Annotated in this window: 27 protein-coding genes; 14 read left to right on the top strand and 13 right to left on the bottom strand. The window is 61.6% G+C overall.

Going from position 1 to position 25,982, the window contains the following annotated elements:
• Nucleotides 1-643: 643 nt before the first annotated feature.
• Entirely contained in the window at nt 644-2,902 is a 2,259-nt protein-coding gene (locus FJ319_09570; protein MBM3934535.1) for a hypothetical protein, read from the top strand.
• A 62-nt stretch (nt 2,903-2,964) separates the two neighbouring features.
• Here FJ319_09570 and FJ319_09565 read toward each other — a convergent pair whose 3' ends face one another.
• Nucleotides 2,965-3,594, bottom strand: coding sequence for an aminoacyl-tRNA hydrolase (locus tag FJ319_09565; protein ID MBM3934534.1), 630 nt, complete (start codon nt 3,592-3,594; stop codon nt 2,965-2,967).
• A 75-nt stretch (nt 3,595-3,669) separates the two neighbouring features.
• Nucleotides 3,670-4,773, bottom strand: a complete 1,104-nt coding sequence (locus FJ319_09560; protein ID MBM3934533.1) for a cyclic nucleotide-binding domain-containing protein — start codon at nt 4,771-4,773, stop codon at nt 3,670-3,672.
• A gap of 204 nt (nt 4,774-4,977) precedes the next feature.
• On the opposite strand from FJ319_09560, the gene FJ319_09555 reads away from it, so the two are divergent.
• Genes FJ319_09555 through FJ319_09540 form a run of 4 tightly spaced genes read left to right on the top strand, consistent with a single transcriptional unit; the run spans nt 4,978 to nt 7,742 of the window.
• Entirely contained in the window at nt 4,978-5,583 is a 606-nt protein-coding gene (locus FJ319_09555) for a cyclic nucleotide-binding domain-containing protein (GenBank protein ID MBM3934532.1), read from the top strand.
• Nucleotides 5,584-5,604: 21 nt separating this feature from the next.
• Entirely contained in the window at nt 5,605-5,985 is a 381-nt protein-coding gene (locus FJ319_09550) for a prepilin-type N-terminal cleavage/methylation domain-containing protein (protein MBM3934531.1), read from the top strand.
• A complete protein-coding gene (locus FJ319_09545; GenBank protein ID MBM3934530.1) occupies nt 5,986-6,963 on the top strand; it encodes a hypothetical protein in 978 nt (325 codons plus the stop codon).
• Nucleotides 6,960-7,742, top strand: a complete 783-nt coding sequence (locus FJ319_09540) for a hypothetical protein (GenBank protein ID MBM3934529.1) — start codon at nt 6,960-6,962, stop codon at nt 7,740-7,742. Before FJ319_09545 ends, FJ319_09540 begins: the two co-directional genes overlap by 4 nt.
• A 57-nt stretch (nt 7,743-7,799) precedes the next feature.
• Here the strand turns inward: FJ319_09540 and FJ319_09535 are convergent, their stop codons facing one another.
• The 6 genes from FJ319_09535 to FJ319_09510 all read right to left on the bottom strand — a co-directional run bounded on the left by FJ319_09535 (nt 7,800) and on the right by FJ319_09510 (nt 11,600).
• Complete coding sequence (locus tag FJ319_09535; GenBank protein ID MBM3934528.1) at nt 7,800-8,531, bottom strand: NAD(P)-dependent oxidoreductase; 732 nt, start codon at nt 8,529-8,531, stop codon at nt 7,800-7,802.
• Nucleotides 8,528-9,262 carry an NAD(P)-dependent oxidoreductase gene (locus FJ319_09530; protein ID MBM3934527.1) on the bottom strand — a complete coding sequence of 245 codons (735 nt, stop codon included), beginning with the start codon at nt 9,260-9,262 and terminating at the stop codon, nt 8,528-8,530. Before FJ319_09530 ends, FJ319_09535 begins: the two co-directional genes overlap by 4 nt.
• Before the next feature lie 6 nt (nt 9,263-9,268).
• The gene (locus FJ319_09525; protein ID MBM3934526.1) at nt 9,269-9,943 is read right to left on the bottom strand and encodes an NAD(P)-dependent oxidoreductase; all 675 of its coding nucleotides are present in this window, start codon (nt 9,941-9,943) and stop codon (nt 9,269-9,271) included.
• A 5-nt stretch (nt 9,944-9,948) separates the two neighbouring features.
• Nucleotides 9,949-10,212, bottom strand: a complete 264-nt coding sequence (locus FJ319_09520; GenBank protein ID MBM3934525.1) for a hypothetical protein — start codon at nt 10,210-10,212, stop codon at nt 9,949-9,951.
• Between the two features lie 105 nt (nt 10,213-10,317).
• The gene (locus FJ319_09515) at nt 10,318-10,548 is read right to left on the bottom strand and encodes a DUF433 domain-containing protein (protein ID MBM3934524.1); all 231 of its coding nucleotides are present in this window, start codon (nt 10,546-10,548) and stop codon (nt 10,318-10,320) included.
• A gap of 74 nt (nt 10,549-10,622) precedes the next feature.
• Nucleotides 10,623-11,600, bottom strand: a complete 978-nt coding sequence (locus FJ319_09510) for a zinc-binding dehydrogenase (protein MBM3934523.1) — start codon at nt 11,598-11,600, stop codon at nt 10,623-10,625.
• A 350-nt stretch (nt 11,601-11,950) separates the two neighbouring features.
• Between FJ319_09510 and FJ319_09505 the strand changes: the two genes are divergently transcribed.
• The 9 genes from FJ319_09505 (at nt 11,951) to FJ319_09465 (ending at nt 19,381) form a co-directional block, all read left to right on the top strand.
• Complete coding sequence (locus tag FJ319_09505) at nt 11,951-12,457, top strand: DUF4395 domain-containing protein (GenBank protein ID MBM3934522.1); 507 nt, start codon at nt 11,951-11,953, stop codon at nt 12,455-12,457.
• A 29-nt stretch (nt 12,458-12,486) separates the two neighbouring features.
• Nucleotides 12,487-12,930, top strand: a complete 444-nt coding sequence (locus tag FJ319_09500) for a DUF4157 domain-containing protein (protein ID MBM3934521.1) — start codon at nt 12,487-12,489, stop codon at nt 12,928-12,930.
• Between the two features lie 575 nt (nt 12,931-13,505).
• Nucleotides 13,506-13,784 (top strand): hypothetical protein, encoded by a 279-nt coding sequence (locus FJ319_09495; GenBank protein MBM3934520.1) that lies wholly within the window; start codon nt 13,506-13,508, stop codon nt 13,782-13,784.
• Nucleotides 13,785-13,796: 12 nt separating this feature from the next.
• Nucleotides 13,797-15,623: a site-specific DNA-methyltransferase gene (locus tag FJ319_09490; protein ID MBM3934519.1), complete on the top strand. Its 1,827-nt coding sequence runs from the start codon at nt 13,797-13,799 to the stop codon at nt 15,621-15,623.
• A complete protein-coding gene (locus FJ319_09485; GenBank protein ID MBM3934518.1) occupies nt 15,620-16,501 on the top strand; it encodes a hypothetical protein in 882 nt (293 codons plus the stop codon). Before FJ319_09490 ends, FJ319_09485 begins: the two co-directional genes overlap by 4 nt.
• 70 nt (nt 16,502-16,571) lie before the next feature.
• The gene (locus tag FJ319_09480) at nt 16,572-17,684 is read left to right on the top strand and encodes a hypothetical protein (protein ID MBM3934517.1); all 1,113 of its coding nucleotides are present in this window, start codon (nt 16,572-16,574) and stop codon (nt 17,682-17,684) included.
• Nucleotides 17,647-18,006 (top strand): hypothetical protein, encoded by a 360-nt coding sequence (locus FJ319_09475; GenBank protein ID MBM3934516.1) that lies wholly within the window; start codon nt 17,647-17,649, stop codon nt 18,004-18,006. The genes FJ319_09480 and FJ319_09475 overlap by 38 nt, the downstream gene beginning before the upstream one ends.
• Before the next feature lie 256 nt (nt 18,007-18,262).
• On the top strand, nt 18,263-18,628 hold the full coding sequence (locus tag FJ319_09470) for a cupin domain-containing protein (GenBank protein ID MBM3934515.1): 366 nt from the start codon (nt 18,263-18,265) through the stop codon (nt 18,626-18,628).
• Between the two features lie 33 nt (nt 18,629-18,661).
• Nucleotides 18,662-19,381, top strand: a complete 720-nt coding sequence (locus FJ319_09465) for a hypothetical protein (GenBank protein ID MBM3934514.1) — start codon at nt 18,662-18,664, stop codon at nt 19,379-19,381.
• Between the two features lie 77 nt (nt 19,382-19,458).
• Here the strand turns inward: FJ319_09465 and FJ319_09460 are convergent, their stop codons facing one another.
• From FJ319_09460 to FJ319_09440, 5 genes are all read right to left on the bottom strand, one after another.
• Nucleotides 19,459-20,238, bottom strand: a complete 780-nt coding sequence (locus tag FJ319_09460) for an ABC transporter permease (GenBank protein ID MBM3934513.1) — start codon at nt 20,236-20,238, stop codon at nt 19,459-19,461.
• Nucleotides 20,239-20,280: 42 nt separating this feature from the next.
• Nucleotides 20,281-21,033: an ABC transporter ATP-binding protein gene (locus FJ319_09455; GenBank protein ID MBM3934512.1), complete on the bottom strand. Its 753-nt coding sequence runs from the start codon at nt 21,031-21,033 to the stop codon at nt 20,281-20,283.
• Between the two features lie 62 nt (nt 21,034-21,095).
• Nucleotides 21,096-22,187 (bottom strand): ABC transporter substrate-binding protein, encoded by a 1,092-nt coding sequence (locus tag FJ319_09450; GenBank protein MBM3934511.1) that lies wholly within the window; start codon nt 22,185-22,187, stop codon nt 21,096-21,098.
• A 380-nt stretch (nt 22,188-22,567) separates the two neighbouring features.
• Nucleotides 22,568-23,983 carry an amidase gene (locus FJ319_09445; protein MBM3934510.1) on the bottom strand — a complete coding sequence of 472 codons (1,416 nt, stop codon included), beginning with the start codon at nt 23,981-23,983 and terminating at the stop codon, nt 22,568-22,570.
• 66 nt (nt 23,984-24,049) lie between these two features.
• Nucleotides 24,050-25,144: a Gfo/Idh/MocA family oxidoreductase gene (locus FJ319_09440; GenBank protein ID MBM3934509.1), complete on the bottom strand. Its 1,095-nt coding sequence runs from the start codon at nt 25,142-25,144 to the stop codon at nt 24,050-24,052.
• Nucleotides 25,145-25,982 lie beyond the last annotated feature (838 nt).

The following is a 25,982-nucleotide window of genomic DNA, read 5'->3' as shown; positions in this document are numbered from 1 at the left end:
ACACATGTCGCTCGCTGACACCCATCAGCTCAGCGGCCTTACTTGCCTCGCAACGCCCCTCCAGAACAAGGTTCAGTATCTGTGCTCTCTTCGCTTCTCGCTCGGTCAAATGTAGTCCTCTCATGGACTGACATATTCACTGAGCAGTTACCTACTGACAATATCACTGAGCAAAGACACGACGGGGGCTTGCCGTTGACACAAAGCTCCGCTATGGCGTATGATGTTGGTTGTTCGGACAACTTCATAAACCTTCTTCTGGTAGCCCACACTTATTGGCGTAAGCGTGGGCTTTTCGCATTATACCACTACCTCTTGGGTTTTGACACACACGTTCGCCCATATGTGGCACCTTCATTGAGATTAGGAGCTATGCGGAATTACGCAAGACGCTCTGTTTGACGCTCCATAGGGCCGATGCTACAATCGGACAAATCTTTGATACCCCTTTTTACGGGATCGCTACCATGGGCTGTCCCCCGCGGCGATTGCGTTAAATACCTTCCGCCCTCCCGCACGCATACCACATGGTAGATGGCAATCATAAACGAATTGCCGCCTACGGCGTTCCCTTAATTACACGGGCCGCCGGCCCGCCGGCGAATGCCGGACCAACACTCCAGAGACGCGCGAGAAACAGAGCATGCTGAAGAAATGGACGCCAAAGGACTTCGCATTACGTGGCACCGTGGTAGCTACCGCCATCATCGTGGCTTGCAGCCTCAATTCGAGGGAGCCCGCCACGACGCCGGTGGTGACTCCGGGAACGCCGGGGGCAAGCATCACGCCCATACGCACCCGCAACGTGCCGATTAACGTCACGAACACCAGCCGCCACAACATGAACGACGCCCGCCAGGCGCACGCGGCTACGCTGCTGGACGACGGCAGGGTCCTGGTTGTCGCGGGCTCCGGTGTGATCGGCCCGTTCCCGCTCGTCGAGGCGTATGACCCGGCGACGGACATCTGGACCACGATGCCGCGAATGTCCGCCTCCCGAGCCTTCCCCACGGAGACACGGCTGCAAGACGGCAGGATTCTATACACGGGCGGGCGCGGTGAGACTGAAAACACAAACACCGCAGAGATATACGACCCCGCTAACAACAAGTGGACGCAGGCCCGCCGCATGAACGTCGTGCGGTCTCTGCACACCGCCACGCTTCTGCCAAACGGCAACGTTCTGGTGGCTGGCGGGAGCGGCGCAACGAACCGGCCCACGGACTCTGCGGAGATATTCAACCCAACGGACGGCAGGTGGACCGAGGCCGCCAAGATGTCGATCGAGCGCGGCGGCCATCGCGCCGTGCTGTTGAACGATGGCCGCGTCCTTGTCACAGGGGGCGCCAACTCGGTCGGCACCCCGCTGAATACGGCTGAGGTCTACGACCCCGCACCCGGCCAGTGGACGGCCGTCGGACCCATGCAGGCTGAGCGCGTGGGGCACCGGGCCACAGTCCTGCAGGACGGCAGGGTGCTGCTGAGCGGCGGCGACCAGACAATCGGCTCGTCTGAGATATTCGACCCCGTTGCAAACACCTTCACGATGAGCGGAGAGATGGACTCTCTTCGCCTTGACCATACTGCTACCCTGCTTAACGACGGGCGAGTCATTGTTGCCGGCGGCGGGCCGACTGAAGGCGATCCCGAGAGCTCTGCCGAGATGTGGGACCCGGCAACCGGCCGGTGGACGCCTGCCGGAAACATGGACCAGGGGCGCTTCTCACACTCGGCCACGCTGCTAAAGGACGGCCGTGTGCTGGTCACGGGCGGCGCCGACGATACCGGACCGTTCGCTTCGATTGAGCTATACGATCCGGCGACAGGTGTGTGGACGGCTGAGCCTTACATAGGCAACTGGGAGCAGGTTGCCGGCCTCGTGGAGCAGCGCGCGGAGCATGCGGCAATGAAGCTGAACGACGGCAGGGTGCTGGTCTCCGGCGGCAGGGACCGCACGGCCAAGACTGCATCCAACCCTTCGGGCCTTGTCTATTACAAGGCCGGCTCTGAGCTGTACGACCCCGATACCCGGCAATGGACAAAGGCCGCGGATATGCTGGACTCCCGCGGCGGCCACAAGGCTACCCTCCTGCCGGACGGCAAGGTGCTGGCAGTCGGCGGGCGGGACGTGCGCGACGGCGAATCCGGCCGGACGGTAGTCTATTACGAGACCACACAGATCTATGACCCCGCGACAGGCCAGTGGACCACCGGTCCCAGCATGTCCACGCCGCGCTGGGGCCACGTTCTCACTGTGCTTAACGACGGAAGAGTCCTCGCCTCCGGCGGCGAGAATAACAACGGCAGGCTCAACACAGCCGAGATATATGACCCCGCGACAGGCCAGTGGGCGACTACAGGCGCGATGGGTGGACCACGGTCAACGCACTCCGCCGTGGTCATGGGCGACGGCAAGATCCTGGTCGCCGGTGGGGCGTCGGACATGACTGAGGTATTTGACCCGGCGACGAACCAGTGGAGCGAGGCCGGCCGCCTGTCCCAGACGATTTCCAACGCGTCGATGACGACACTCGAGGATGGCTCGGTGATGCTCGTCGGCGGCTTCAGCTCGCAGGGCGCAGTCTCTCAGGTAGAGGTGTATGACCCGGTCGACCAGACATGGACGATCGGCGAGGGCCTCCCGGAGTCCCGCGTGGGCATGACCCTGACAGTGCTGAACGACGGCAAACTGCTCATCGTCGGCGGTGGAACAAATACCAAGACATATCTGTTCGACCCGGAAACGACCAGCTGGTTCCCATCCGGCAAGCTGGTGCAGGACAGGCGTGACCACTCCGCCACGCTGCTCAATGACGGCAAGGTGCTGATCGTTGGCGGCGAGGGCCGCAGCCAGGAGATCCACAAGTCGGCAGAGCTCTACACGCCGGGGGAAATTCCGTAGACGGGTGTTGGGTGCTAGGTGCTGGGTCCGATCCGAAAACCAGCACCCAGCACTCAGAACCCCTAGTTGTACTTGTTCATCGCTTTGTCTATCCCTTCCGAGAGGATAGACTCCACCGCTTCGATAGCCCGTAGCACCGCCTCGTCGGCCACCTTGCGCTCCTCGGCCGGCATCCGCCCGAGGACATGGTGGATATTGCCGCCGCCCTCCGGCTGCCCGATGCCGATGCGTATCCGCGGAAACTCTTCCGTGCCCAGCGCAGCAATGATGGACTTGATGCCGTTGTGGCCCGCCGAACTGCCCCCCGGGCGGACGCGTATCTTGCCTGTCGGCAGGCTCATTTCATCGTAGACAACGAGTATGTTCGCCGGCTTCACACGGTACTGCGAGACAAGCGAAGTCACCGCCTGCCCGCTGTTATTCATATAGGTCTTCGGCTTCGCCAGGACGGCCTCGCACCCCGCTATATCACCAACGCCCACCAGAGCGAACCGCTGCTTCTTGTTGAGGCCTATCGAGTGCTGCTTCGCGAGCAGGTCCACGCACCAGAAGCCGACATTGTGCCGCGTCTCGGCATACTCGGCCCCGGGGTTGCCCAGCCCCACGACCAGCCATCGAGACTTGCCCCCGCTTTCCCCTGCAGGCAGCCCGCCTGCCCTGCCAAAACCAAGAGCCTCACGAATTGGATTCATCTCTCTCCCCGGATTCAAACATTGCCGGCAACAGGGAAAGAGTGTAGCAGAATCCGGTCTGGTCAGAAGTCCCGTTCAGTCCGCGGTTGCGGCCATGACGCCGCGAAGCTCCCTTTCAGCAGCCACGCCAAGATGTGTGAGGGTTGAGGTGTACCGCCGGGCAAATACCTGCGCTGCCGAGCGATAGACGCTCATCCCTATATCTGCCCTGCGCTCAAGCAGGGCCGCCATATCTTTGGCCGGGATGGCGAGAGCGGTGATATCTGTCAGCGCTACGCCCGTTGTTATCAGGACGCCCTCCCCGAGGATCGCGGCAAGTGGGAAGGTATCCCCAGGCCCGACAACCCTGACAGGTATGCTGCCCAGCGGCGAGTGGAACATGAGATCTGCCTCGCCCTTGAGAATGATGTAGAGGGTAGCCGGCCCCTTGTCCGGTTCTCCGACATTATCCCCTTCACCTATCGTTATCACCTTGCCGAGTGAGGCAACGAAACGCGCCTGCTCAGGCGTCAGCGATCTGAATATATCGCCCTGGCGAAGCTCCTGGAGCATGTCGTCCTCCGAGACCGGAGTCTCCGCCGTCCGGGATCGCGCCGACTCCCGGTAGCAGGCCGCGTCCTCCATGCCGGAGAGTTCCGCCATCAGGCCTTCGTAGACGGCCGCCTCCGGATGGACCACTGCCTCGGCCACCATAGCCTCCGCAATTTCCAAGGGCTGCGCCGTCACCACCTCAGCAGGCGCAGGCACATCCGGTCCGAACACGCGCACCGGCACCTTGGACTTCCGCACAACGGCCCTTGACGTATTGCCCTTTACGATCTTCGCAATCCCGCTACAGTCTCGGACGTAGAGGGCGATAAGGTCGACTTTTTCGCGCTCAGCAACGCGAATAATTCCCTGCGAGGAGGACTCCGCCACCGTTGCCTCCCAACGATACGCGGGACCTTCACGGAAGTGCTCCTGCGCGAGTGAGCGGAGACAGGCAGCGGCCTCCTGGGAGGCGGCCTCTTCGCTCTGGGAGCCCAGCACAATCTGGCCTCCCTCCATCTGTGTCTTCACGGGTCTTACTACTTGCAACAGTATGACCTCTGTCTCCGGCGTCAGGTCGCGTTTCAGAATCGGAATAATCTTTTCAGATTCGCGCGTCCCGTCAAGCGGCACCAGCACCTTTCTGTACACGGCCGTCCCTCCTGGTCCGAAGCCTTTTTACCCGACCTGAACAATTTGTTACATATCCCCTACATATTGTCAACAGTGTGATGTTTTTCGCAACCGTTTGTCCATTTGTCGCATATCTTCCAGCATAGGATAAAAGACCGCCTAACTCTTTCGTCGTGCCATCCACAGGAAAGGGTCGAGCGACTGATTGTGAGTACATGTACAATGTTGACACGCGCGCTTCAGGAAAGTATTCTCCAGTTGTTCAGGCAAGACGATTCCGGCGGCGACCGCGGCGGCGTGTTACGGAGGTGGAAGCAGATGGCCACGCAGGTAACTCCAACGTCGGCAAACGGATTCCCATTGCGAGACTGCCGGATCTTCAAGGACCTCTCAGAGGACGATCTGGCGAGAATCAGCACCCTGTGCTCGGAGCTGGCGATAGACCAGGACGCACCTCTCTTCACGGAAGGCCGCGATGCGCCGCACCTCTATGTAGTCACCTCCGGCCAGGTAGCGCTGCAAAAGTCCATCCGGGCGCCGGCTGGAAAGGCGCCGCGGCGCACCACAGTCGCCATATGCGGGCCCGGCGACGTCGTTGGATGGTCCGCAATTGTGCCACCGCACAAGTACACGCATTCAGCCGTCTCGTGGGGGGAGACAATCCTGCTCAAGATCGACGGCGTTACCCTCAGGCGCGCTCTGGATACGCACCCCGACCTGGGGGTGAAGATCATGAAGGCCATGGCGGAAACAATCTCCTCCCGGTTAGACCAGACTACCTCTGCACTCATCACCGAGAGAGAGACCATGGCCCGGTACACACCGTAAGAAATCTGTTAGACTTTTCACATGCTCTTCCTGACCTCAATAGGCCGCGACCAGCGCGGTTTCAGCCTGATCGAGACGGTCCTGGCCGTCACGCTGCTGGGGCTCGTGGTAACAGGACTCCTGGCCGGGCTTTCCGTCGCAATGAAGACAGGAAGGTCGATCCAGCAGCAGGCAGCAGCCGCCAACGCCGCCACCACGCACATTGAGGACTACCTGGCCTCCGGGACGGTCTCGCAGGCAGCCCTGAGGACCGCCCCAACCGGCGAGCCGGAAGGCATCCTGTCCGTAAGCGTGCTCTCCACAACAACGACCGCCCCTGTAGAGCAGCGGACTATCGTCGTTACAGACGCGACGGGCTCCCTCCTGCGAATCACCACGCACAAAGTCCTGCAGGCGCCATAGATGCGCCTGCGCCCGCTCAGCGACAGCTCAGGCATCACCATGATCGAAGTCCTCGCGGGGCTGGCCATTGTAGGCCTCCTGGTCCTGCCGTTGCTCGGAATAGTGAGACATCTCGTCTATATCCCGGCCGAATGGACCGCAACGGTCACGGTCGCAAATCGCTCCCGGGCCGCCGTCCGCGCAATCTCAGAGGACGCGCGCCAGGCCCGCACCTTCACCCCCGGCAGCGGCCTCACATATGGGACATTTCGCTGGACAGACTACGTAGCCGCCCCACCGAACCAGTACGCAGTTACGTACTTCTACACGACCTCCACAGCAACGCTCATGCGCCGCCAGCTCCGAAACGGCGGCGATCCCTCGGTGGACCGCGTGGCGGGCAGCATCGCTGCGGTGACCGACGTCCATATCCGCGCTGACGGCAACGAGATCGTAGCCGTCGCCACTTCGACGGCGGACTCGCTCAAGGCGCCGGTCTCGTACGTTTCCGCCCTGCGCATCAAGATGCGGCCGGACGCAGCGGCACCTGCGCCGCCGCCCATCCGCCTGGCGCGCGACGACTTCGAATCCTCAGGTGCGTCCGGAGGAGCGGGGTGGGACGGCAATTGGACGCTAGCCCCCACCGGCGCGGAAGTCCGCCCGGCGGAAGGGGTCAGGACGGCGCACTTGCGACTGGCTGCCGCCGGAGAGCCGCCATGGGCCAAGCGCGAGGTTACAGCGCCCTACCGAACGAAGCTCATCGTCCGCCTCTCGGCAACGCTCGAGAACATGCAAGCGGGTGATCACGCGAGGCTCATCGTAACCCAGGGCGATCTCCCCCGCGGCTCTATCTTCTTGGCGAACACCGGGGCACCGGTCGAGCTTATCCTCCCTGACCCTATCTCCGGGCCAGCGGTCATCCGCATTGAGGCCGCGCTGACCGGCGGCGCGACCGTGCATATCGACGACCTCGTCGTTTTCGCGGAGTGGCCGCAGTGAGCGCCCGGCGCGCCGGGAGGGCGCTCGCATCCGAGTCCGGCCTTGTGATGCCGATTGTGATAGCCATCATCGCAATAGGCACGCTCGTAGTATTCGCGATGCTTCAGCGGGCGGCCACGGTGGCGGGCGCGGGGGCGAACGACCTGGATACCCTCGCCGCCATGTACGCGGCGGACGCGGCCGTCAACACCACGGCGGGCCGCCTCATCACCGGGCCCGCCCCTGCGCAGGCCGTATCGACGTCCACCGTTTCAGTCGGCGACTTCACCGCCGCGGTGGAGATCAGGAGAGTAGCGGCTACTTCAACGCCAACGTACGACTACGTCGACCCGCAGGTCGGCGCGCTCGCGGCGTGGCAGTCGCACGATTTTGTGCTGCGCGAAGTGCGACCCGGCAGCATGATTCGCGTCAACTGGGCGTTCACTGGTAATGCTGACTGGAGTCTAGACCTGTACAGAGGGGAAGGCGCTAGCAGGACTCTGGTGGCGACAAGCTCTGACGCCGTGGGGCCGGGCGCGCTCATGGCGGGGCCGCTGGCGGCTGGGGGAGCGTACACCGTGGTGTTCACTAACACGGGCGCCTCGGCTATCGACTCGCGACCTTTCGCCCCCGGGAGCGAGGATGCAACGTGGCTCTACGTTCAGGCCGGCACCGACTTCATCGTTACGGCCCGCGTGGAGGATGTCACGCTGACCGCCTACCTGGCCCAATCGCCCGGCCTCACCAATCCCCCCGCCCCCACCCAGCGCGTCCGCATCGAGTCCTGGAAGCCGGAGTGAGAGAAAGTTACGCATTACGAATTTGCGATCCGGCTCCTAATTCGTATTTCGTAATTTCTACCCCCGCTTCCAGAAGCTCTCAAAGTTGTACGTCGGCTGCCAGCCGAAGACGCGCTTTGCCTTGTCGTTCAGGAACTGGCGCTGAGGCATGTCCGCGAATACGAAGAAGCTCTCGAACCTGGAAGGTAGCTTCTCGAGCGGGTATTCGAGAGCCAGGGGGAAGATCGCGCCTGCGTCGTCCCACGTAACGGTGAACGGCTTGAACTGCCGCTCGTCGTCAGGCCGGTTGTACATATAGCGGAAGTGGTAGAACAGTAGCATCATCACGTAGATATCGTGGTTTTCCGTGAAGATGCGCGTGACTTCGTGGCCGAGCGACTTCGTGAGCGCGTACAGGATGGTGCCGGGCTGCGGCGGCACATCGGGGCCGATCTCGTGGTCGAACCGCTCGTACGTGGCCCCGGTAATGGTGAAATGCGGGCCTGTGTTGATCACTCTACGTATCCCGTGCTGCACCGCCGCGGCCATCATGTTGTATGAGCCCCGGGTGCTCACATCAAAAGCCAACTTCCGGTCGTGGCGCAGGACGGACAGGTTGATAATCGCGTCCATGCCCTCGGCGGCACGGACCACCGCGTCCAGGTCGGACACGTCCAGCCGCTCCCAGTCGTACTTTTCCCCCTCCGGCGGCGGCTTGATATCCGTCACCCTGAGGTTGTGCTTGCCCTTCAGCGCCCTGACGACGTGCGGACCCAGGTAGCCGTTGCCGCCGAGTATAAGTACGTTCATTGCGTGGGCCTCTTCCAGAACTCCTCGAACGAAACCTTCGGCTGCCAGCCGAAGACTCGCTTGGCCTTATCGCTCAAGTACTGGCCGTGCGGGACGTCCGCCATCGGGAAGTACGATTCGAATCGCGAAGGCAGCCGTTCGAGCGGTATCTCCAGCGCCAGCCGTATTAGCTCAGACGCGTCTTCCCGCGCCACGGTGAACGGCTTCCAGAAGGTGGGGTCCTCATGGCGAGGCGTCGTGCCCCGGAAGTGCGAGTACAGGAACGTGGTCACGTACAGGTCATGGTTCTCGGTAAAGATGCGCGCGATCTCGTGGCCGAGCGCCTTGCTGGTGCCGTAGACCCTGGTGTCGGAATGCACGGGCGAGTCCGGGTTGATGGCATGGTCGAGCCATTCGTCCATGCCGGTCACAACGGACTGCGGACCCGTGTTGACGATACGCTTTATGCCGTGCTGCACCGCGGCGGCCATCATGTTGTACGTGCCGATCGTGTTTACCGCGAACGCCGTCGCGGGATCATGGCGCAGTACCGCGAGGTAGACGATCGAGTCCATACCCTGTGCGGCGTCCGCCACCTGCCCGGCGTCGGTAACGTCCACCTTCTCCCATTCGTACGAGAACTCCGGCGGCGGCGGCCTCACGTCCGTGGGAGAGAGGTCGTGGAGACCGCGCAGCGCCTTGATGACGTGCGGTCCCATGAAGCCGTTCGAGCCCAGTAACAGCACTTTCATGGCGGCCTAGCGCCTCGCCGGGACGAAGCCGAGGGTCTGCTGCGCTTCGGTGGTGATGAACCGCTGGTCGGGCATTTGCGACTGGATGTGGAACAGCGCCCACGTGGGCAGCTTTGCCGTCAGTGACTTCTGCACCGACTGGAGCATGTCGTCCAGGTACAGCGCAGTCTTGGGGTAGTCCACCTTCGCGGGGTCGAAGACCAGGTCCCCGAGCCGGAGGCAGACCGCGTTGATCTTGTGCTCCCGCGCGAACTCGCGGCAGGTGTACTCGCCCAGCCGGTGGCAGAGGACGGGGACATCCGTGGACATCGACGGCTTCCATCGCTCGGTGACGATGTACTCTTCAGGGTATGTGAACATCACGCGAAGTGAGCCCAGGTAGATAAACTTCGCGACCTTCTCCTCGGAGGCTGCCCACAGCAGGTTGTAGAGCCGCCGCGTCTGGTAGTCGAGCTTCTCGGAGTCGCTCCATTTCGGGTCAACCTTGCCCGTGTGTATGATCGCATCCATGCCGCGCACGAGCTCGTTCGTGTCCTTGTCGTGGCCCAGCTCCGCCTGCACGAACCGGTGCTTCGTCTTCACCGGCGCGATATGCGTCATGGTGATTTCGTGCTCGCCGGCCAGCGAGTCCGCCAGGTACTGCGCAAGGGTGGTGTAGGCGGATGTAAGCAGAATTTTCATGTTTGTCACTTCGTGCGGATTCGAATGCCGGATGAGCTGACTATCGCCAGCTTCCCGCTAAGCTGCGCTACCAGCTCCTCGTGGCCTAACAAGGCGTCCAGCAATCCAATGTAGAAATCCGTGCTTTCATATTCCGTGTTCGCTCGGAGGACCACTATTCCGAAGTAGTCGGCTGGCGGGTAATTGCGAATGTCCGTGAAGCCCTTGTCAGCGGTGACGATACGTAGCCGCTGGGCCTTCGCGTAATCGGCTATGGATTCATCAGGCATCGAACGTAGCCCAACGTCAACCACATGAACAGCATAATGACCCCGCTCTCGCAAGAAGTCCCGTGCATGCCAAGACAGGTCTTCGTCTACCAGGAAGTCCAAGGTCTACCCACCGGATGTTGGGAGAGGGTGGTGTTGTTCCAACTCAACTAGTTCCGCAGCGTACCTTATGGCCGCCTGAATGTCCTCTCTGGCAAGGACATACTCCTTCATAATCTCGTCAACCGATTTCCCGCTGGCAAGCTCTCCCAAAACTCTGGTTACAGGTACCCTTGTCCCCGTTATCACAGGCCGCCCATGTTGAATTCGCGAGTCTACAGTAATCCGTTTCTCCATCGCTTCACACACCTCCTCAAGGTTCCGCTTGCCGGCGAATGACCCCAAGACACACTATACCACTTGTCCCAGCCCTAGCTCATGACCACTTTGATCATGTTGTCCTCGCGGCGCTCGTACATCTCGAAGGCCTTCTGGATGTCGTTGAACTTCATGTGATGGGTGATCATCTCCGCCGGGTCCCACCAGCCGCGCCGCCGCAGCTGGATCATCGTCTCGATGTGGCCGATGGGATCCCCGCTCCGCGCCGCCGCCGCCGGGATAATCGTCGCCTCGTTGTTCATCAGGGGGTGGGTGTCCACCTTGATGTGGTGACCTGCACCGCCCTCCTGCACGCCGAACATCATGATGCGCCCGAACTTGCCCACAAGGCGGATGGAGGCATTCAGCGTCTCCGGGTACCCCGCGGCCTCGACGACGATGTCCGGCATCCGGCCGCCGGTAAGCTCCCTGACGCACTTGTCCATGTCTTCCTTGGACGCGTTGACAGTGTGGGTTGCACCGAATTTTTTCGAGCGTTCCAGCCGGTAGTCATAGAGGTCGGCGGCGATGACCTGTTTCGCTCCCAGGCGCGAGCAGATGGCGGTGAACGACTGGCCTATCGCGCCCTGCCCTATCACAAGCACGCTCTTGCCGATGATCGTCCCGATGCGCTGGACCGCGTACAGCACCGTCCCGGATGGCTGGCACATCAGCCAGCCTGTCAGGTCGCCCTCATCCGGGAGCAGGGCTGTGCGGTCCGGCAGCGCCTCGATGTAGTCCACGAAGCCGCCGACTCCGTCCGGTGTGGGGATAACAATGACGCGCTGGCCCACCTTGAACTTGAGGGACTTCGTCTCCACCACCACGCCGGCGCACTCGTGGCCAGGCTTTCCTAATTTGATCGGGTAGCGGTGTTCCGGGTGGATCGGCCCGAACTCGTTGCGGATGTCGCTCCCGCAGACCGACCATCGCTCAAGCTTCACGATGATATTGCCGTCGCGCAGGACGGGCTCGGGCGCGTCCGTGCGTATCTTCCACTGCTTCGGGCTATCGATCCAGGCTGCTCTCATGTGTTTGGACTTCCTTCCGGCGATGCTTTCGTTGGACGGCGCGACTCCTGCACAACGCGGATGTTATACCTGACCGAAGGCGGCAAAGGCAAGATATCGCCCTGGTGTTGCGTCCCCGCCTGCTTTGACAACGAAAATCGTCGGTGGTATTCTGAACGCAACATGTTCATTTCACTGGTCTGCGCGTGTACATGCTGTCCAAAGAGGGAGGCTCCGGCTCTTCGGTGACGCGCGCCTGACGCCTGGGCGCTTGTCGCGCCCGATGAACACAACCGGAACCATTGCCCTCGCCACCCGATGTCGAGGGCTTTTTGTTTTTTGTCCAATCCCGCAAGGAGATTCGCCGAGAAATGTCATCGTTCAAGTCACTATTCAGCTTTCCAAACCCGGCCAACGATGTGGCAGCCCGCATGGTTGCGGGGATGGTCATCTTGATGGCCGCGGCCGTGCTAGTCTTCGACCAGACGTGGGTGCTGTTTATCATGACCTACGGCTTCCTTGCCCGGGTCGCCTCCGGCCCGCGCTTCAGCCCCGCCAGCCTGCTGGCCACGAGGGTGATCGTCCCGTTTTTCAAGATCCCCGAGCGGCCGGTGCCCGGCCCGCCCAAACGCTTCGCCCAGGGCATCGGACTCGTGTTCACGGCGACGGTGACGGTCCTGCACTTCGGCTTCGGGCTTACGACCGCCGCAAATGTCCTGCTGGGCATTCTTCTGCTCTTCGCAAGCCTGGAGGCTTTCCTTGCCTTCTGCGCCGGCTGCTTCGCGTTCAACCTGATGATCCGTTGGAAGCTCCTCCCGGAGTCCGTCTGCCGCGAGTGCGTCTTCCGACCCGACCCCGCCCTGCTGGCCGAGGGGTAGACCTCGCTTTTCGCTGTCGGCCTGCCCCGATGTGGCGGGCCGGCCGACGGCGTACAATTCGGTGCAGCTCCTCGCATGGAGTTGCCATGTCCTGCCGCGTCACCATTCCCGAGCACGCCATAACCCGCCTGCGGCCCTGGTACTACGAGCCCTCGCTGCGGCGCGCGAAGATAGTGCGAGGCTCCCTCTTCGGTCTCATCTTCGGCGCGTCCGGGCAGAAGGCGGTCACTATCAACCAGACCGTCCACCTCACCCGCCGGGCAGACAGCCCCGACACTCCCGCCGGCATCGCGCTCATCGGCCACGAGCTGTTCCATGTGGAGCAGCAGCGACAGTCAGGCTGGTGGCGCTTCTTCTTCCGCTACTTGCGCGACTGGCGGCCCGCTCACCGCAGGCGCGGCTGGGAGCACCCGCTGGAAAAGCCGGCGTACGAGAGGGGCAGAGAGATAAGGGAGTCGCTGGGCATACAGTGACGATCAAATCACAGACGACAGCGAGGATGGTGTCATATGACCTCCCCCGATAGGTTGGAACGAAGCGACTCGTTCAACTCCCGTTACAAGCCGACCTTCGATGTGAACCTAAACCAGTGGGTTATTCGAGTGCCTGCCGAAGGTATGAAACCGATGCCCGACGGCTCTTACGAGGTGACTCTGCCAGCTTACCTCAGCCGGGCTATGTCAATCGGCGGCAACATCCTGCGCCCAATGCGGAAAGAGTATCGTAATTAGCTACTTGAACGGCAGGGCGGCATTTGCGCTGAGTGCGGCGATGGTGGCAGGGAAGGAGATGACTGGAACCTTGATCACCAGCCCCCGATGAAATCTGCAGGTTCAGTGTTCATAGATTACGAAGGAATCACAAACAATAGGGTGATTCATCGGAGTTGCGATGTCGCCCAAAGGCGCAAGTCCCGTTGACTATCGGTTTGAAGAACACGGGATGCACACTTGCCCATGCTTTGAGCGGCCACTACAATTTGGCAAACTCACACCGGGAGCCCTGATTCATGCCAGGCCAGCCCGCAACGAACCACCACCCTGATTCCATGACCGTGGCGTCGGCAGAACCGGCGGACCTGAGCCGAATGCAAGCCGAATCCGAACAGCAAGCCCTTCCCCACCAGGAAAAGGTCTTCCGTGTTGCGCAAAGGGTACGCTCCAAACTCAGCAATCTTCCGGACCCCACCAACCCGCCACTTGGCTTTGTTCCCGGCAAAGGATACGACGCGGTCTTCCCGTTTATTAAGCTGCCCCACCTTGCGCCGAACCTCAATGGTGACTGGGTTCAGTTCGGCCGTCCAGACCTGGAGCCGAACCGACTGTAATATGGTGACAATCTGCAGGTGCTTCGCACTCTGCCCAGTAACTCCATCGACCTCATATACATCGACCCGCCGTTCTTCTCCGGTGCAGAGTACAACGTCATATGGGGCGACACCAGCGAGGTGCGCACGTTCAGCGACACATGGGATGGCGGCCTCCCGACTTACCTCGTATGGCTCAATGCGCGGCTTTGGGAGATGCGCCGGGTCTTAAAGGATACCGGCTCCATCTATGTGCACTGCGATTGGCATACCAGCCATTACATCAAAGCTGAGATGGATAAGATATTTGGATTTGAGCACTTCAGAAATGAAATCGTATGGAGACGAAGCACTTCTCATAGTGACGCCCAGAGATATGGACAAATCCATGATGTTATATTCTGGTATTCAAAGACGCGAATCTACCGATGGCAGTCGCAATATCGACCCTACTCTGAGGAATACGTCAAGAAATACTTTAGGTTCACTGATACGGATGGCAGACTTTACTGGAAAGAGGATGCTACGGGGGCCGGTGATGGCCCGCCGAGAAGGTTCGGAGACAGGCTGATCGCACCGCCCGCCGGGCGTCATTGGCGTTGGATTCAAGAAACGATTGATGATTATTGGAGTAGAGGACGATTTGTCCTAACAAAAACAGGTAAGCCTGAATTCAAAAGGTATCTGGATGAACAAGAAGGCGAACCTGTGCCAGACGTTTGGGACGATATCAAACGCATTAACCAAGTGGCTGACGAGCGCATTGGATATCCTACACAGAAACCGGAAGCACTATTAGAGCGCATTGTTAGCGGTTCGAGCAATGCAGGCGATATTGTGGCGGATTTCTTCTGCGGTGGCGGTACCGCGCCGGCCGTAGCGCAACGCCTCGGTCGACGCTGGATTGCCTGCGACTCTTCACGCGTCTCGGTCTCTGTGACTCTGAATCGCATAGTCAATCAAGGCGAAGATCTCTCTGGAGTCAAGTCCAACTATGGCCAAGCGGGCAGCGTTCAGACGCGCCTTCAATTACCGGAGACAAAAACGGCCATCCCTGACATACGTGTTAACTATGTCGGTGTCTACCCAATGGACCGATTTAAGGCGGTAGACCAGGCCGAGTTTGAGCGGTTTGTCGTCGCATGCCTTGCAGCGCAGCTCGATAACTCGGACGATCCCATAAGCGGGTGGCGCTCTGCGAGGGAGCCTCTCCGTGTAGGGCCATCCGATCCGAATATGACGCCGGACGCGAAAGATGTCCAGGCGTTCTTTGAGGCTGTTGTCAGGAAACACCTTCAGCCCAATGTCCGAACCATCGCGCGGTACGTTTGCTGGAGGGCGTCACCAGAGCTCATCGCATACCGCAAAAGGCTGGCTGACTACATCCGCAAAAACATACAGCCTCGGGGCACCGACATGGACTTCGACTTCTTGTTCATCGACAGTGAAGAGTTCCGAGAGCGGATCCGGCAGAAGTACCCGGACGCTGACGACAATGAGTTCTTGCTGCGCTTCACCAAGGAGCCTGTCGTGGGCGAAGTCGCGGCAACAAACATAGGACCACGGCGGTACCAGTTTGTTGCAAGGGATACGGTGAGCACCAATGCCGGCGGCTATCTTATTAACTGCCAGTGGGACTTCGATTACGAGCGAGGGTATTTCGCCGCTGATTCCGCATACATCTTGAGCCGCCGGGAGTTGAAAGGTCTAGACGCGAAGAAAGCCGGCCATAAATTTGAGGCAGCCCTCGAAGCTGAGCACACCTTCCCGAAAGTCGGAACCCACATCGTCGCTTGCCGACTCCAGGATAACCTCGGCGCTGAGGCAATACGGACGTTGAAACTGGAAGTAACCGCATGAATTACGCTTTCGCGGCTCATGAAGGTAACTACAGGGATTGGCGCAACGCCGGGTACCTGGGTATACCGGAAAAAGGGCGCGAATTCCTGAAGAACCTCAAGGCACCGACATTCAGCCCACCGTTATGGCCGCACCGGTTGGAGGCGATTCAGCGCAGCGTGTACTGCTTTGATATATTGGGTAAGAAAGACCTGCTCGCCAACGTCGTGACCGGAGGCGGGAAGACCGTAATTATTGGCGGCATGGTTGCCTACATGATGCAGGTCCATGGTATAACCCAACACTTGATTCTGGTGCCCAACACCGTGGTCCGGAAACGGCTCCTTGACGCCTTCGATTCGGGAAACAAGGAATATGTCTTCAGGCAGTTCCCGTTTTTCTTTGGGGCGGACGTTGACACTCCCAAGCGCATTGCCACGCACGTGATGGAGATGGGGAAGCCTTCGGCTGGAATCCGTGGGGCGAACATCATCATAGGCAACGTTCAGCAGCTGTATGATGGCGCTGACAACTGGAAGGTGATCTCCCAAAACTGTGATCGTCTTTGCATATTCAACGACGAGGCGCACAACACGCGCGCTGAAAAGTACAACGATCTGGTCAACAAATTGAAGCCGAAGCGCTTTTTTCGACTCGATACTACCGCAACGCCGGACCGGCTGGATGGGCTGCACCCCGACAGCGAGATGATCTACGTCTACGGCATTCGGGAAGCAATGCACGATAAAGTGATCAAGCGCGTCGTAGTCTTCGAACCGGAGATTAGTAAGGTCAAGTTCACATACTACGATTGGGAGACAAAGAAAGAGGTCAGCGCCGAAGAGGTTCCGTGGCAGGCAATCGAGCAGAAAAAATACCCGCAGTCCGTTACACAATGAACCCTGGTCCATTGGGCCAGCAGATAGAAATTGCCCTGGAGTGCTTGCGTCATCAAAGGCTAACGGTACCGTGGCCGATGACGGGAAGCCCACCTACAAACCGCTCCTATTCGTCGTGGCGCTCAACATCGAGGATGCCAAGGCCATTGCAAGGACTCTTGAAGAACAGGAAATCAACGGCGGCAAACTCCGGGTGCTATTGCTCCACAATGAGGTGGAGGAGGAACTTAAAGAAGAGGCGATGTCCATCAACAAGGATATTCGCAACTCCAAGTACGACGCGATTGTGTCCGTGATGATGCTTCGGGAAGGTTGGGACGTAAAGAACATCTCGGCAATTCTCTTGTTCAGAAAGTTCAGTTATACCGAGGTGGGCAACCGGAAGTTCTCAGTGTACGGCCCGCAGATTATTGGGCGAGGCCTTCGGCGTGTTAACGCCCGAGGGCTGCAGTGGGAACAATGCCATGTAATCGATCACCCTATCTTCAAACACGACTGGCTTTGGGAAATGATCGAGGCGGACCGCTACACATCCCCCCTGAACCCGGGCGATACCATCGACTCGGAGAAGATACCGGAACCGGCCGTCCAGGGAACCATGGACATCGATAAAGCAACGAAGGACACTCTTGAGTCTTTCGATCTGTCCGATCTTCCACCAATACCGGAACCGCAGGTCCTTGAGCCAATAACCGACTGGCGCAAATACCTTGATGACTGTGAGTACGACTTTCGCGGGACCATCATCCGGCAATCCATCTCCCAGATTCTGTCCCGCAATCTAGATTCAGGCCATGACGCGCTTGAAAAACTTGTGCTCCCGAAAATCGACCCGGCGTTGCTGGCGGCCGACACGCCGAAGGACAAGGATGAGATAAGAAAGAAACTCGGGCAGAGGATTCGAGACCTTGCGCGAACCTCGCTCTTGGAGTTCGACGGCCAGGCGGACTCTCGTCAGGAGGTCGTCTTGCGGGTAATCCACGAGCACATCGCGCGCCGGTTGACCGGCGGTGTGAGAGTACATGATTTGGACGATCTTGATCGTCTCCGCCTGGTATGGAACCTTTTTGATCAGATCAAACCCAATTTTTACAATCCAAGGCTTATCGCGAGTATTCTGGCGGCACCACCGGTGACGGAGGAACATGAAAAGCAAACGGGGAACCCTCTCCAACCTGCGTAGATCGCCGATGGGAACGGAAGCCTATGACTCTGCTCTGGAGCGCAAGTACATGGTCGAGCTAGAGCACGATCCTGCAGTCAAAGAATGGGCAAAGCGGCATGGCGTGAAAATCCCCTATGTATTCCTCGGACTTCCGCGAAAATACCATCCGGATTTTCTGGTGACCTACAACGACGGCTCTCAGGCACTCCACGAGACCAAGGGCTTACCGCTCATGTTCTGGGCAACGACAAAGCTCAAGCGCCAAAGCGCGGAGGAGTTCTGTGCGCGAAAAGGGTGGCGGTACAAAATGGTGACCGTCGGATGGAAGCACAGGCGGTAGGTTCGATGCGGCGTCGTGAACCGCGCAATACACCTCGGGATAGGACTCCCCTCCGACATCTCCACGAACTCTGCCGCCTGCGGAACGCGCACATGTGCTTGCCAAGTACCCCACTAGGTCAACCGGGCAAATGTAGATTCCAGCGAGCCCTCACCCGACCACACCCCCATCAAACACCGCCCTCACTCCCCTTTGTTTTTCGGTGCTGCGGCGATACGATTAGTCGCGTCCTATTCAACCCGGACGGAGTGCTCTAATGAGAGTCTTGAGGCGTGTGGAGCGGCAGACCGTGGACCAGTCGGACCGGCCCATATTCACGGGCGGGAGGGTCACGTCAAACCCGCTTGTGGGCTCGGACATCAGCCGCTTCTTCAACTTCCACATGGTGAACTTCGGCGCCGGCGCGCGCAACAAGTTCCACGTCCACACGAGCGACCAGGTGCTGTACGTCACGTCCGGCCGCGGTATCATCGCCACGGAGGCCAGCCAGACGGAGATTGCGGAGGGGGGTACCGTGTTCATTCCGGCGGGCGAGAAGCACTGGCACGGCGCCACCTCGGCTTCGGACTTCTCTCATATCTCGCTCACCTCTGTTGACGCCACCACGACAACATTGGAATAATATCGCGCGCGTCACAGACCAAGGAGGACCACATTGCCCGCCTACGAGATCACCCACGAGCTGATAGAGCGCTACCGCAAAATTGATACGCCCACAATCTGGAGCGCCCTCCACACCCTGTATGGGTACGGCCTCAGCTTCATGCAGGGCGTGGACCTTCAGACGCCCGGCCGCAAGCTGGTCGGCCGCGCCCGCACCGTGCGCTTCGTGCCCTCCCGCCCGGACCTGCTGGCGGAGACGGGCAAGGGCCAGAACGCCCCGGAAACGCACGCCATGAACCGCTGCGGCCCCGGCGACGTGCTGGTGTGCGACGTCAACGGCGTGCGCTATGGCTCCAGCGGCGGCGACATGAAGCTGCTCCAGCTCAAGATGAACAGGGCTGAGGGTATCGTCACCGACGGCGCTATTCGCGACCTGTCCACGGTGCGGAAATACGGCTATATCATCTATGCGAAGGGCGGCACGCCGTCAGCGGCCCTGGCGCCGTGGCCCATGTCCTTCGAGGAGAACGTTGTGATCGGCTGCGGCGGAATCGCGGTGCGCCCGGGCGACCTTATCGTCGGCGACGACGACGGTGTGATGTGCGTCCCCCAGCAGTGGGCGGTGGCGGTTGCCGACTGGTCCGAGGAGCACAACGAGTTCGAAGAGATCATCAAGGAACGGGTCATCCGCGAGAACGTGCCTCCCATGACCTACTACAACTCCGCCATGTTCGACAAGCTCAAGAAGGAAAAAGAAGCGCGGAAGAAGTAGTGAGCAGTGAGCAGTGGGCAGTGAGCTAACAGCCTAAAACCGGGTGTCGGCTGTTGGATTGGCCGACTGCCCACTGCTCACTGCCTTCCGCCCCCCACTCCCCACCGGTCCTGTACCCACCACTCCAGGCGGCCGAACGCCAGCCTGTCGACGACGAGGCCCACGGCGACGATCACGAGCATGACGGCAATCACCATGCCCATGTCGTTCAGGTCCCGCCCCATCGTCATCATTTGCCCCAGGCCGAGGCCCGCGAACAGCAGCTCGCCCGCCATGAGCGAGCGCCAGCCGAACGACCACCCCAGCTTCAGCCCCTGCGCCATGGATGGCGCCATGCCCGGCAGCACGACGTGCCGGTACATCTGCAGCCGGGTTGCGCCGTAGGTCTGCCCCACCCGCGTGTAAATGGCGGGCAGACTCTGTATCCCCGACCGCGCCGAGACGGCTATAGAGAACAGGGAGCCCATCACGACGACGAATATGATCGCCGCGTCGTTCAGCCCGAACCACAGCACGGCCAGCGGTAGCCACGCGACGCTCGGGAGAGACTGCATCCCCAGCACCAGCGTGCCGACGGTCCGGTCCGCAATTCTCACCACGCCGCAGAGGACGCCGATTACCATCCCGATGGCGAGCGCAATGACGTATCCTATCGCCAGCCTCTGCATGCTCACCGCCAGCGCCTGCTGTATGCGCCCGTTCTCGACGTTGCGCGCCAGCGTGTTCCACACCACTTCCGGCGAGGGCAGTGTGTAGGACGGCCATACCTCGGCCATTGCCACCGCCTGCCACACGCCGATGAGCGCCGCTACAAACACCACAAACGGCAAAGTCTTGCCGACCGTATCTCTCCCCATACTGTTACTTTCTTATCTGTGCGCTCTTTGCGTTCTCTGCGGTTAATTCCCGGTTCCTAGCTCCGCCCGCACCTCGGCCGCCAGATCGGCGACGGCGTGCGAGTTTGGCGCGCGCAGCCGGGAGATATCGACTGTAATCTCCCGCTTCACCCGGCCCGGCGCGGGCGACATGACGATCACCCTGTCGCCCAGAATCACCGCCTCGCGGACGTTGTGCGTCACAAACAGGACTGTGGCGCCGGTCCGGGACCATATCTCCTGGAGCTCCTGCTGAAGAGTCTCGCGCGTCTGGGCATCCAGCGCCGCGAACGGCTCGTCCATCAGCAGCATTTGGGGCTCCACCGCCAGCGCGCGGGCAAGCTGCGCCCGCTGCCTCATTCCGCCGGAGAGTTCGTGGGGGTGCGCCCTCTCGAAGTCGCTCAGCCCGACCATCTCCAGGAAGCGGTCTACCTTCGCGCGCAGCTCATGGCCCTTCACGCCCCTCAGCTTGAGCCCAAACTCGACGTTTGCCCGGACGTTCAGCCACGGGTACAGCGCAGCCTCCTGAAAGACGACTATCCGCTCCGGCCCCGGCTTCGTCACCGGCGCGCCGTCGAAAAGCACCTCGCCCGCGTCCGGCCGGTCCAGCCCGGCGATGAGGTTCAGCAGCGTGGACTTCCCTCCGCCGGACGGCCCGACGATGCAGACAAACTCCCCGTCGCGCACGTCGAACGTGAGGCCGTCGAGCGCCACGGTGCTGTGGCGGCTGTTGGAAAAGCTCTTTCGGACGGCGCGCAGGGAGAGCAGCGACTGCATCGTCCACGCTTGCCCCGTCTCCGAGAGGCCGGCGGGCCGGTCGATCGCTGCGCCAACCAGGCTCATGGCCGCACCGTCTGCAGCGCTGCCTGGAGCGCCGCAAGGTCATAGATCCCGTCCAGATTCGGGCGCTCGCTGCCCAAAAAGCCCAGATCGTACGCGTCCTCAGCCGACTTGTGCAGGCTGGACGCGACGGGATCGGTCGTTATGCGAAGGTTCTTCCACGACTCCACAACCAGCTCCCGGGCGATCGGCGCGTTCGTCGCGTCGGTAATGCCCTTCACCACCAGGTCTGTCGCGGCGTCGCGGTTCTCGTTGATCCAGTCAGTAGCCTCAACGTGCGCCAAGACCAGCCGCGCGACAACATCGGGGTGCTTGTCCAGGAACGCCTTCCGGACGATAAGGTGTGTTGTCACGAAGTCGCCGTCCGGCCACAGGTCGCGCTCGTCCAGGAACACCGTCGCCCCGGCCTCTCGCACCAGCCTCGTGCCCCACGGCTCCGGCACCCACGCGCCGTCGATGTCGCCCTTCAGGAACAGCGTGAGGATTGTGGCGTTCGAGGTGGGGATGACCTCTACGTCGCCGCCCTGGTCGCGGGTCTTGAGACCGTGCTCCGCCAGGTAGGCCCTGAGCGCAACGTCCTGCGTGTTGCCGAGTTGCGGAGTCGCCAGCCGCTTGCCGGCCAGGTCCGCAGGGGTGGCAATCCCGCTCTCCGGGCGCACCACAAACAGCGCGCCGCCGCTCGTGGCGCCCGCGACGATGCGCAGGGCCTCGCCGTTGGAGCGGATATACCCGTTGATCGTGGGGTTCGGGCCGATATAGCTCGCGTCCAGCTCCTTCGCGAAGATCGCCTCGATAACGGACGGGCCTGCACTGAACGTCTTCGTCTCCAGCTTGACGTTCGGGCCGAGCGCCTCCTGGAAATACCCGCGGGCCAGCCCGATGATGGGCTGGGCGTGGGTGACGTTGGGAAAGTAGCCGAGCCTGAGGGTGACGGGCGAGCCGGCGGCGGCGGCGGACGTCGACGGGGAGTCGGACGAAATCGGGACATCAGTTGTCCCGGCGTTCTGGCGGCAGGCGATGATCGCCGCGACGAGGAAGAAGAAGGCGAGGGCAAGGCTAAGGCGGAGATTCCCCGCCTTCTCGGTGTAGATCGTGTTCACGGTAGGTCCCTTTCAAAATCGCGTAAGTGTAGACCGGCCCTGGCAGGCCGCAGGCGCAACAGCCCGCCGTACCGGCCATGCAGGCCGGCGCGGGCATCGAACATGCGCTTCTACACATCACGTTGGGACTCATCCGGACTCCTTGAGCGACAAAAAAAGACCCCCACGACATTTCATCGTGGGGGTTTGCAAGCAAGTGTTATAACGTTCTACGTCGCGCTGTCAGGCCCTACTGGGCAGCCCTCCGCGCGGGTAGAGCTTGGCGTGCTCCCCCTCGCAGACAGCAACAGACCATGTGTTTATGAGCGCTTCGTATGAACATGACCTTCAGACGATAACATTGAAGCCGGAAGAAGTCAAACCCTGCCCGGCTACGTAACTTCCACGCCACGTCTCCACGGCCTCAGCGCCTCGTACGCCGCGGAGGCCGCCAGCACTGTGGCCTCGGCGCCGGGGCGGCCGACGATGTGCAGGCCAACGGGTAGCCCGTCCGGCGCCGTGCCGCAAGGGATGCTCGCAGCGGGCGCGCCGACCATGTTGACCGGGAAGGTGAACGGCGTGAACCCCCAGAACAGGTCTACCTCCCTCCCGCCGATCTCCGACGGCGGCTTCCCCAGGGGAAACGCCGTCGTTGCGGTGGTTGGCGTCAGCAGAAGGTCGTACTTCTCGAAGAGGTCGGCGAAACGCGCGCGCAGCCTCTCCACCACCCCCAGCGCCCTGGCGTACTCCGCGCCGGTTACCCGCGCGCCGAGCGCCATGAACTCCCGCGTGTACGGCGCAAGCAGCTCTCCGCGCGCCTCGACCAGCTTCTCCAAGTTGGCGTATGCGTTCGAAAGCATGATCTTCCAGAAGTGGTCGAACGTGGGCTCCAGCGCCAGGTCCACCTCTTCGACGGAGCAGCCCATCGACTCGAACGAGAGGGCGGCGTTGCGGGCGAGGGCGAGCACGCCCGGGTCCACGGCGGCGTGGCCGAAGTCGGGGCTCCAGGCGACCCTCAGGCCCTGAGCGCCCCGGCCGCACGCCGCGAGGTAGTCTTCCGGCGCATCGCGCAGCGCCGCCGGGTCACGGGCGTCGTACCCCGCCATCACCTGCAGGAGCAGCGCCGCGTCCCGCACACTACGCGTCAACGGCCCAGCCTGCCCAAACATGCTCGCCGACTGCCTGCCGCGTGAGCTACCCGCGGAGGGGACGCGCCCGAAAGTCGGCTTGATGCCGTACACGCCGCAGTAGCTTGAGGGGACGCGGATCGAGCCCCCGCCGTCGCTGCCTGTCGCCAGCGCGCACAGGCCGGCGGCGACGGCCGCGCCCGCGCCTCCGCTGGACCCGCCGCAGGTGCAGGAGAGGTCCCACGGGTTACGGCCCGACCCACCCAGCCTGTTTTCAGTTTGCGCGAGGAAACCGAATTCGGAGGTATTCGTCTTGCCCAGGATAACCGCGCCGGCCCGGCGCACGCGCTCGGAAACGATGCCGTCCTCTTCCGGCACCCTGTCCCGCAGCGCCAGCGAGCCGCTCGTGGAGCGAATCCCTTTCGTGGCTTCCAGGTCCTTGATGGAGACCGGCACGCCGTGCAGCGGCCCGAGCGCCGCGCCGGCCATCACCGCCCGCTCGGCGGCCCGCGCCGACTCCATGGCCTGCTCCGGCACGACGGTCAGGTAGGCGTTCAGTTTCGGGTTCACCCGCTCGATGCGCTCAAGGTACACCCGCGTGACCTCGACCGGCGAAACCTGCCTGGCCGCGATCAAGCTCCTGATCTCAACCGCCGAAGCAAACGCCAGGTCAGAATCAATCAAGTCCGCACCCGCCCAACTTCATAATTCATCCTTCATAATTCATAATTCCGCCCCCTCCCCTCCCTACCTCGGCCCCGCCCCGATCGTCACCACCCTGCCCGTCTTGGACGACTCAAGGGCGGCGTCGATCACCTCCAGCACGTGGACCATCCCCTCAATTGGCGCGAGCGCGGGGCGGCCTTCGCGCGCGGCGTTCAGGAAGTCCATCACGAAGTCCTCCCCGGCTACCCCGCCGTATGCGGGAGAGTCCGGGAAGGTGAAGCTGCGCTCCCTCTTGCCGCCGGCGGCCCAGCCGGGGGCGATGCTGGACAGCATGTACGCCTTTTCGTCGGACAGCGGCATGCGCACGTAGCCGTCTGTTCCTCGGAGGGCGAGGAAGGTGTCGTACGCCGCGCCCGAGTAGCCCGCCTTGCTGCCGACCAGGTGGTACCCGGCGTGCACAGTCCCCATTGCGCCGGAGGCGAAGCGCAGCGACAGGAAGGCGGTGTCCTCCACGTCTATCGACTCGACGTTCTGCTGTCCCACCATCGCCGAGACCTCTGCCACGCGGTCGCCCATCAGGTAGCAGAGGGTGTCGATATGGTGGCACGCCAGCCACGAGAGGATGCCGCTGCCGGCATGGGCCTTGTTGAAGAGCCAGTGCTTGGGGTCGCGGTATCGCACCTGGGAGGTGACGATGCGCGATTCGACGGTCATAATGCGGCCGAGCGCGCCGCCGAGGTTGGCGTTGCGGACCTCCTGGCAGATGGGGTGGCCCCGCCACTGGAGCATGACGCCCATTGTCAGCTTCTTCGCTTGCGCCTTCTCCGCCACGGCCTGCAGCGCGGGCGCAGTGAGCGCGCCGGGCTTTTCGAACAGGACAGGCTTGCCCGCCTCCACAGCGGCCTCGAGAACGGCGGGAGAGAGGTCGTTCCGCACGCAGACGATCAGGGCGTCGATCTCGTCCATCGCAAGGATCTCGGCGAGGTCGCAACCGGTCGACTTCACCTTCCCCGGCGCCTGGGCCCGCAGCCCTTCCACATCCTCGCCTTCAAGGCCGCACACGTGCACGGCCTCCACCTGGGGCAGCACGTCAAGCGTCTTCACGTGCAATCTCGCGTGCGGATGCGGCGAAGAGATGAACCCTACCGTAAACGGCCTGCTGTTTCCGTTGACCACGAGGCGGCCTCCCTTCAGGAATCAGCGCATAGCGTACCGCAGGAAGGGGCGCAGTGGGAAGGAAAGGCGAATTTTGAAGGAGGAAGTATAGACCACGGAGCGAGCTGGGAAAGTTGTCCCGGCGTTGCGCGACAGAGAGGGTGATCATTCTTACTTTCTCCCCCTTGATGGGGGAGATGTCGCCGCCTTGGGCGACAGAGAGGGTGATTGGGGGGTTGAGGTGGGAGGCTCTCCCTCCTCTCCCCGAGGGAGAGGGCCTTCGGCGCTCTGGCCGAAGGGGTGAGGGCTAAGGCTGTTCGTTCCCATTCCCGTACGAGCGGTCCGCCGCGGCGGATGGCTGCCCAGGGGTGGGGGTGTGGGTGTCTTCGTTCCTCGTAGGGGCAAACCCACCGTGGTTGCCCCGGGGCGGGGACCGGATCTAAAGGCGAGGTCTGTCGAGCCGAACAGCCGTCACCCTCACCCTTCGGCCGGAGCGCCGAAGACCTCTCCCGTCAAGGGAGAGGTAAGAGGGGGGGACAGAACAGCCTTAGCCCTCACCCTTTGCCCAGAGCGGCAAAGGCCTCTCCCTCGGGAGACCTTTGCGTTACCTCGGGAGGAGAGGATTTCGGACGAGCCTCTTCAAATTGATGTCATGTTCGGGCGAATTTTTAGCCCCGGCATCCGCCGTCAGGCATGTTTCGAAGCCGGAGCGTAAGCGCCAGGCTGCCATTAGGCAGCCTGGCGCCACTTTTAGGTCGCGAATACCAGCCGTTCAGCCCGGCGCAGGTTGTAGGCCATGCACTTTAGCCACATCTCTGTCTGGTTTCTTTGCAGACCCATATACCTGACCTTCACGTAG

The sequence above is a fragment of the SAR202 cluster bacterium genome (assembly GCA_016872355.1).
In the GTDB taxonomy this organism is placed as follows: domain Bacteria; phylum Chloroflexota; class Dehalococcoidia; order Lucifugimonadales; family VGZY01; genus VGZY01.
This window is presented reverse-complemented; position numbering and strand designations above follow the sequence as displayed.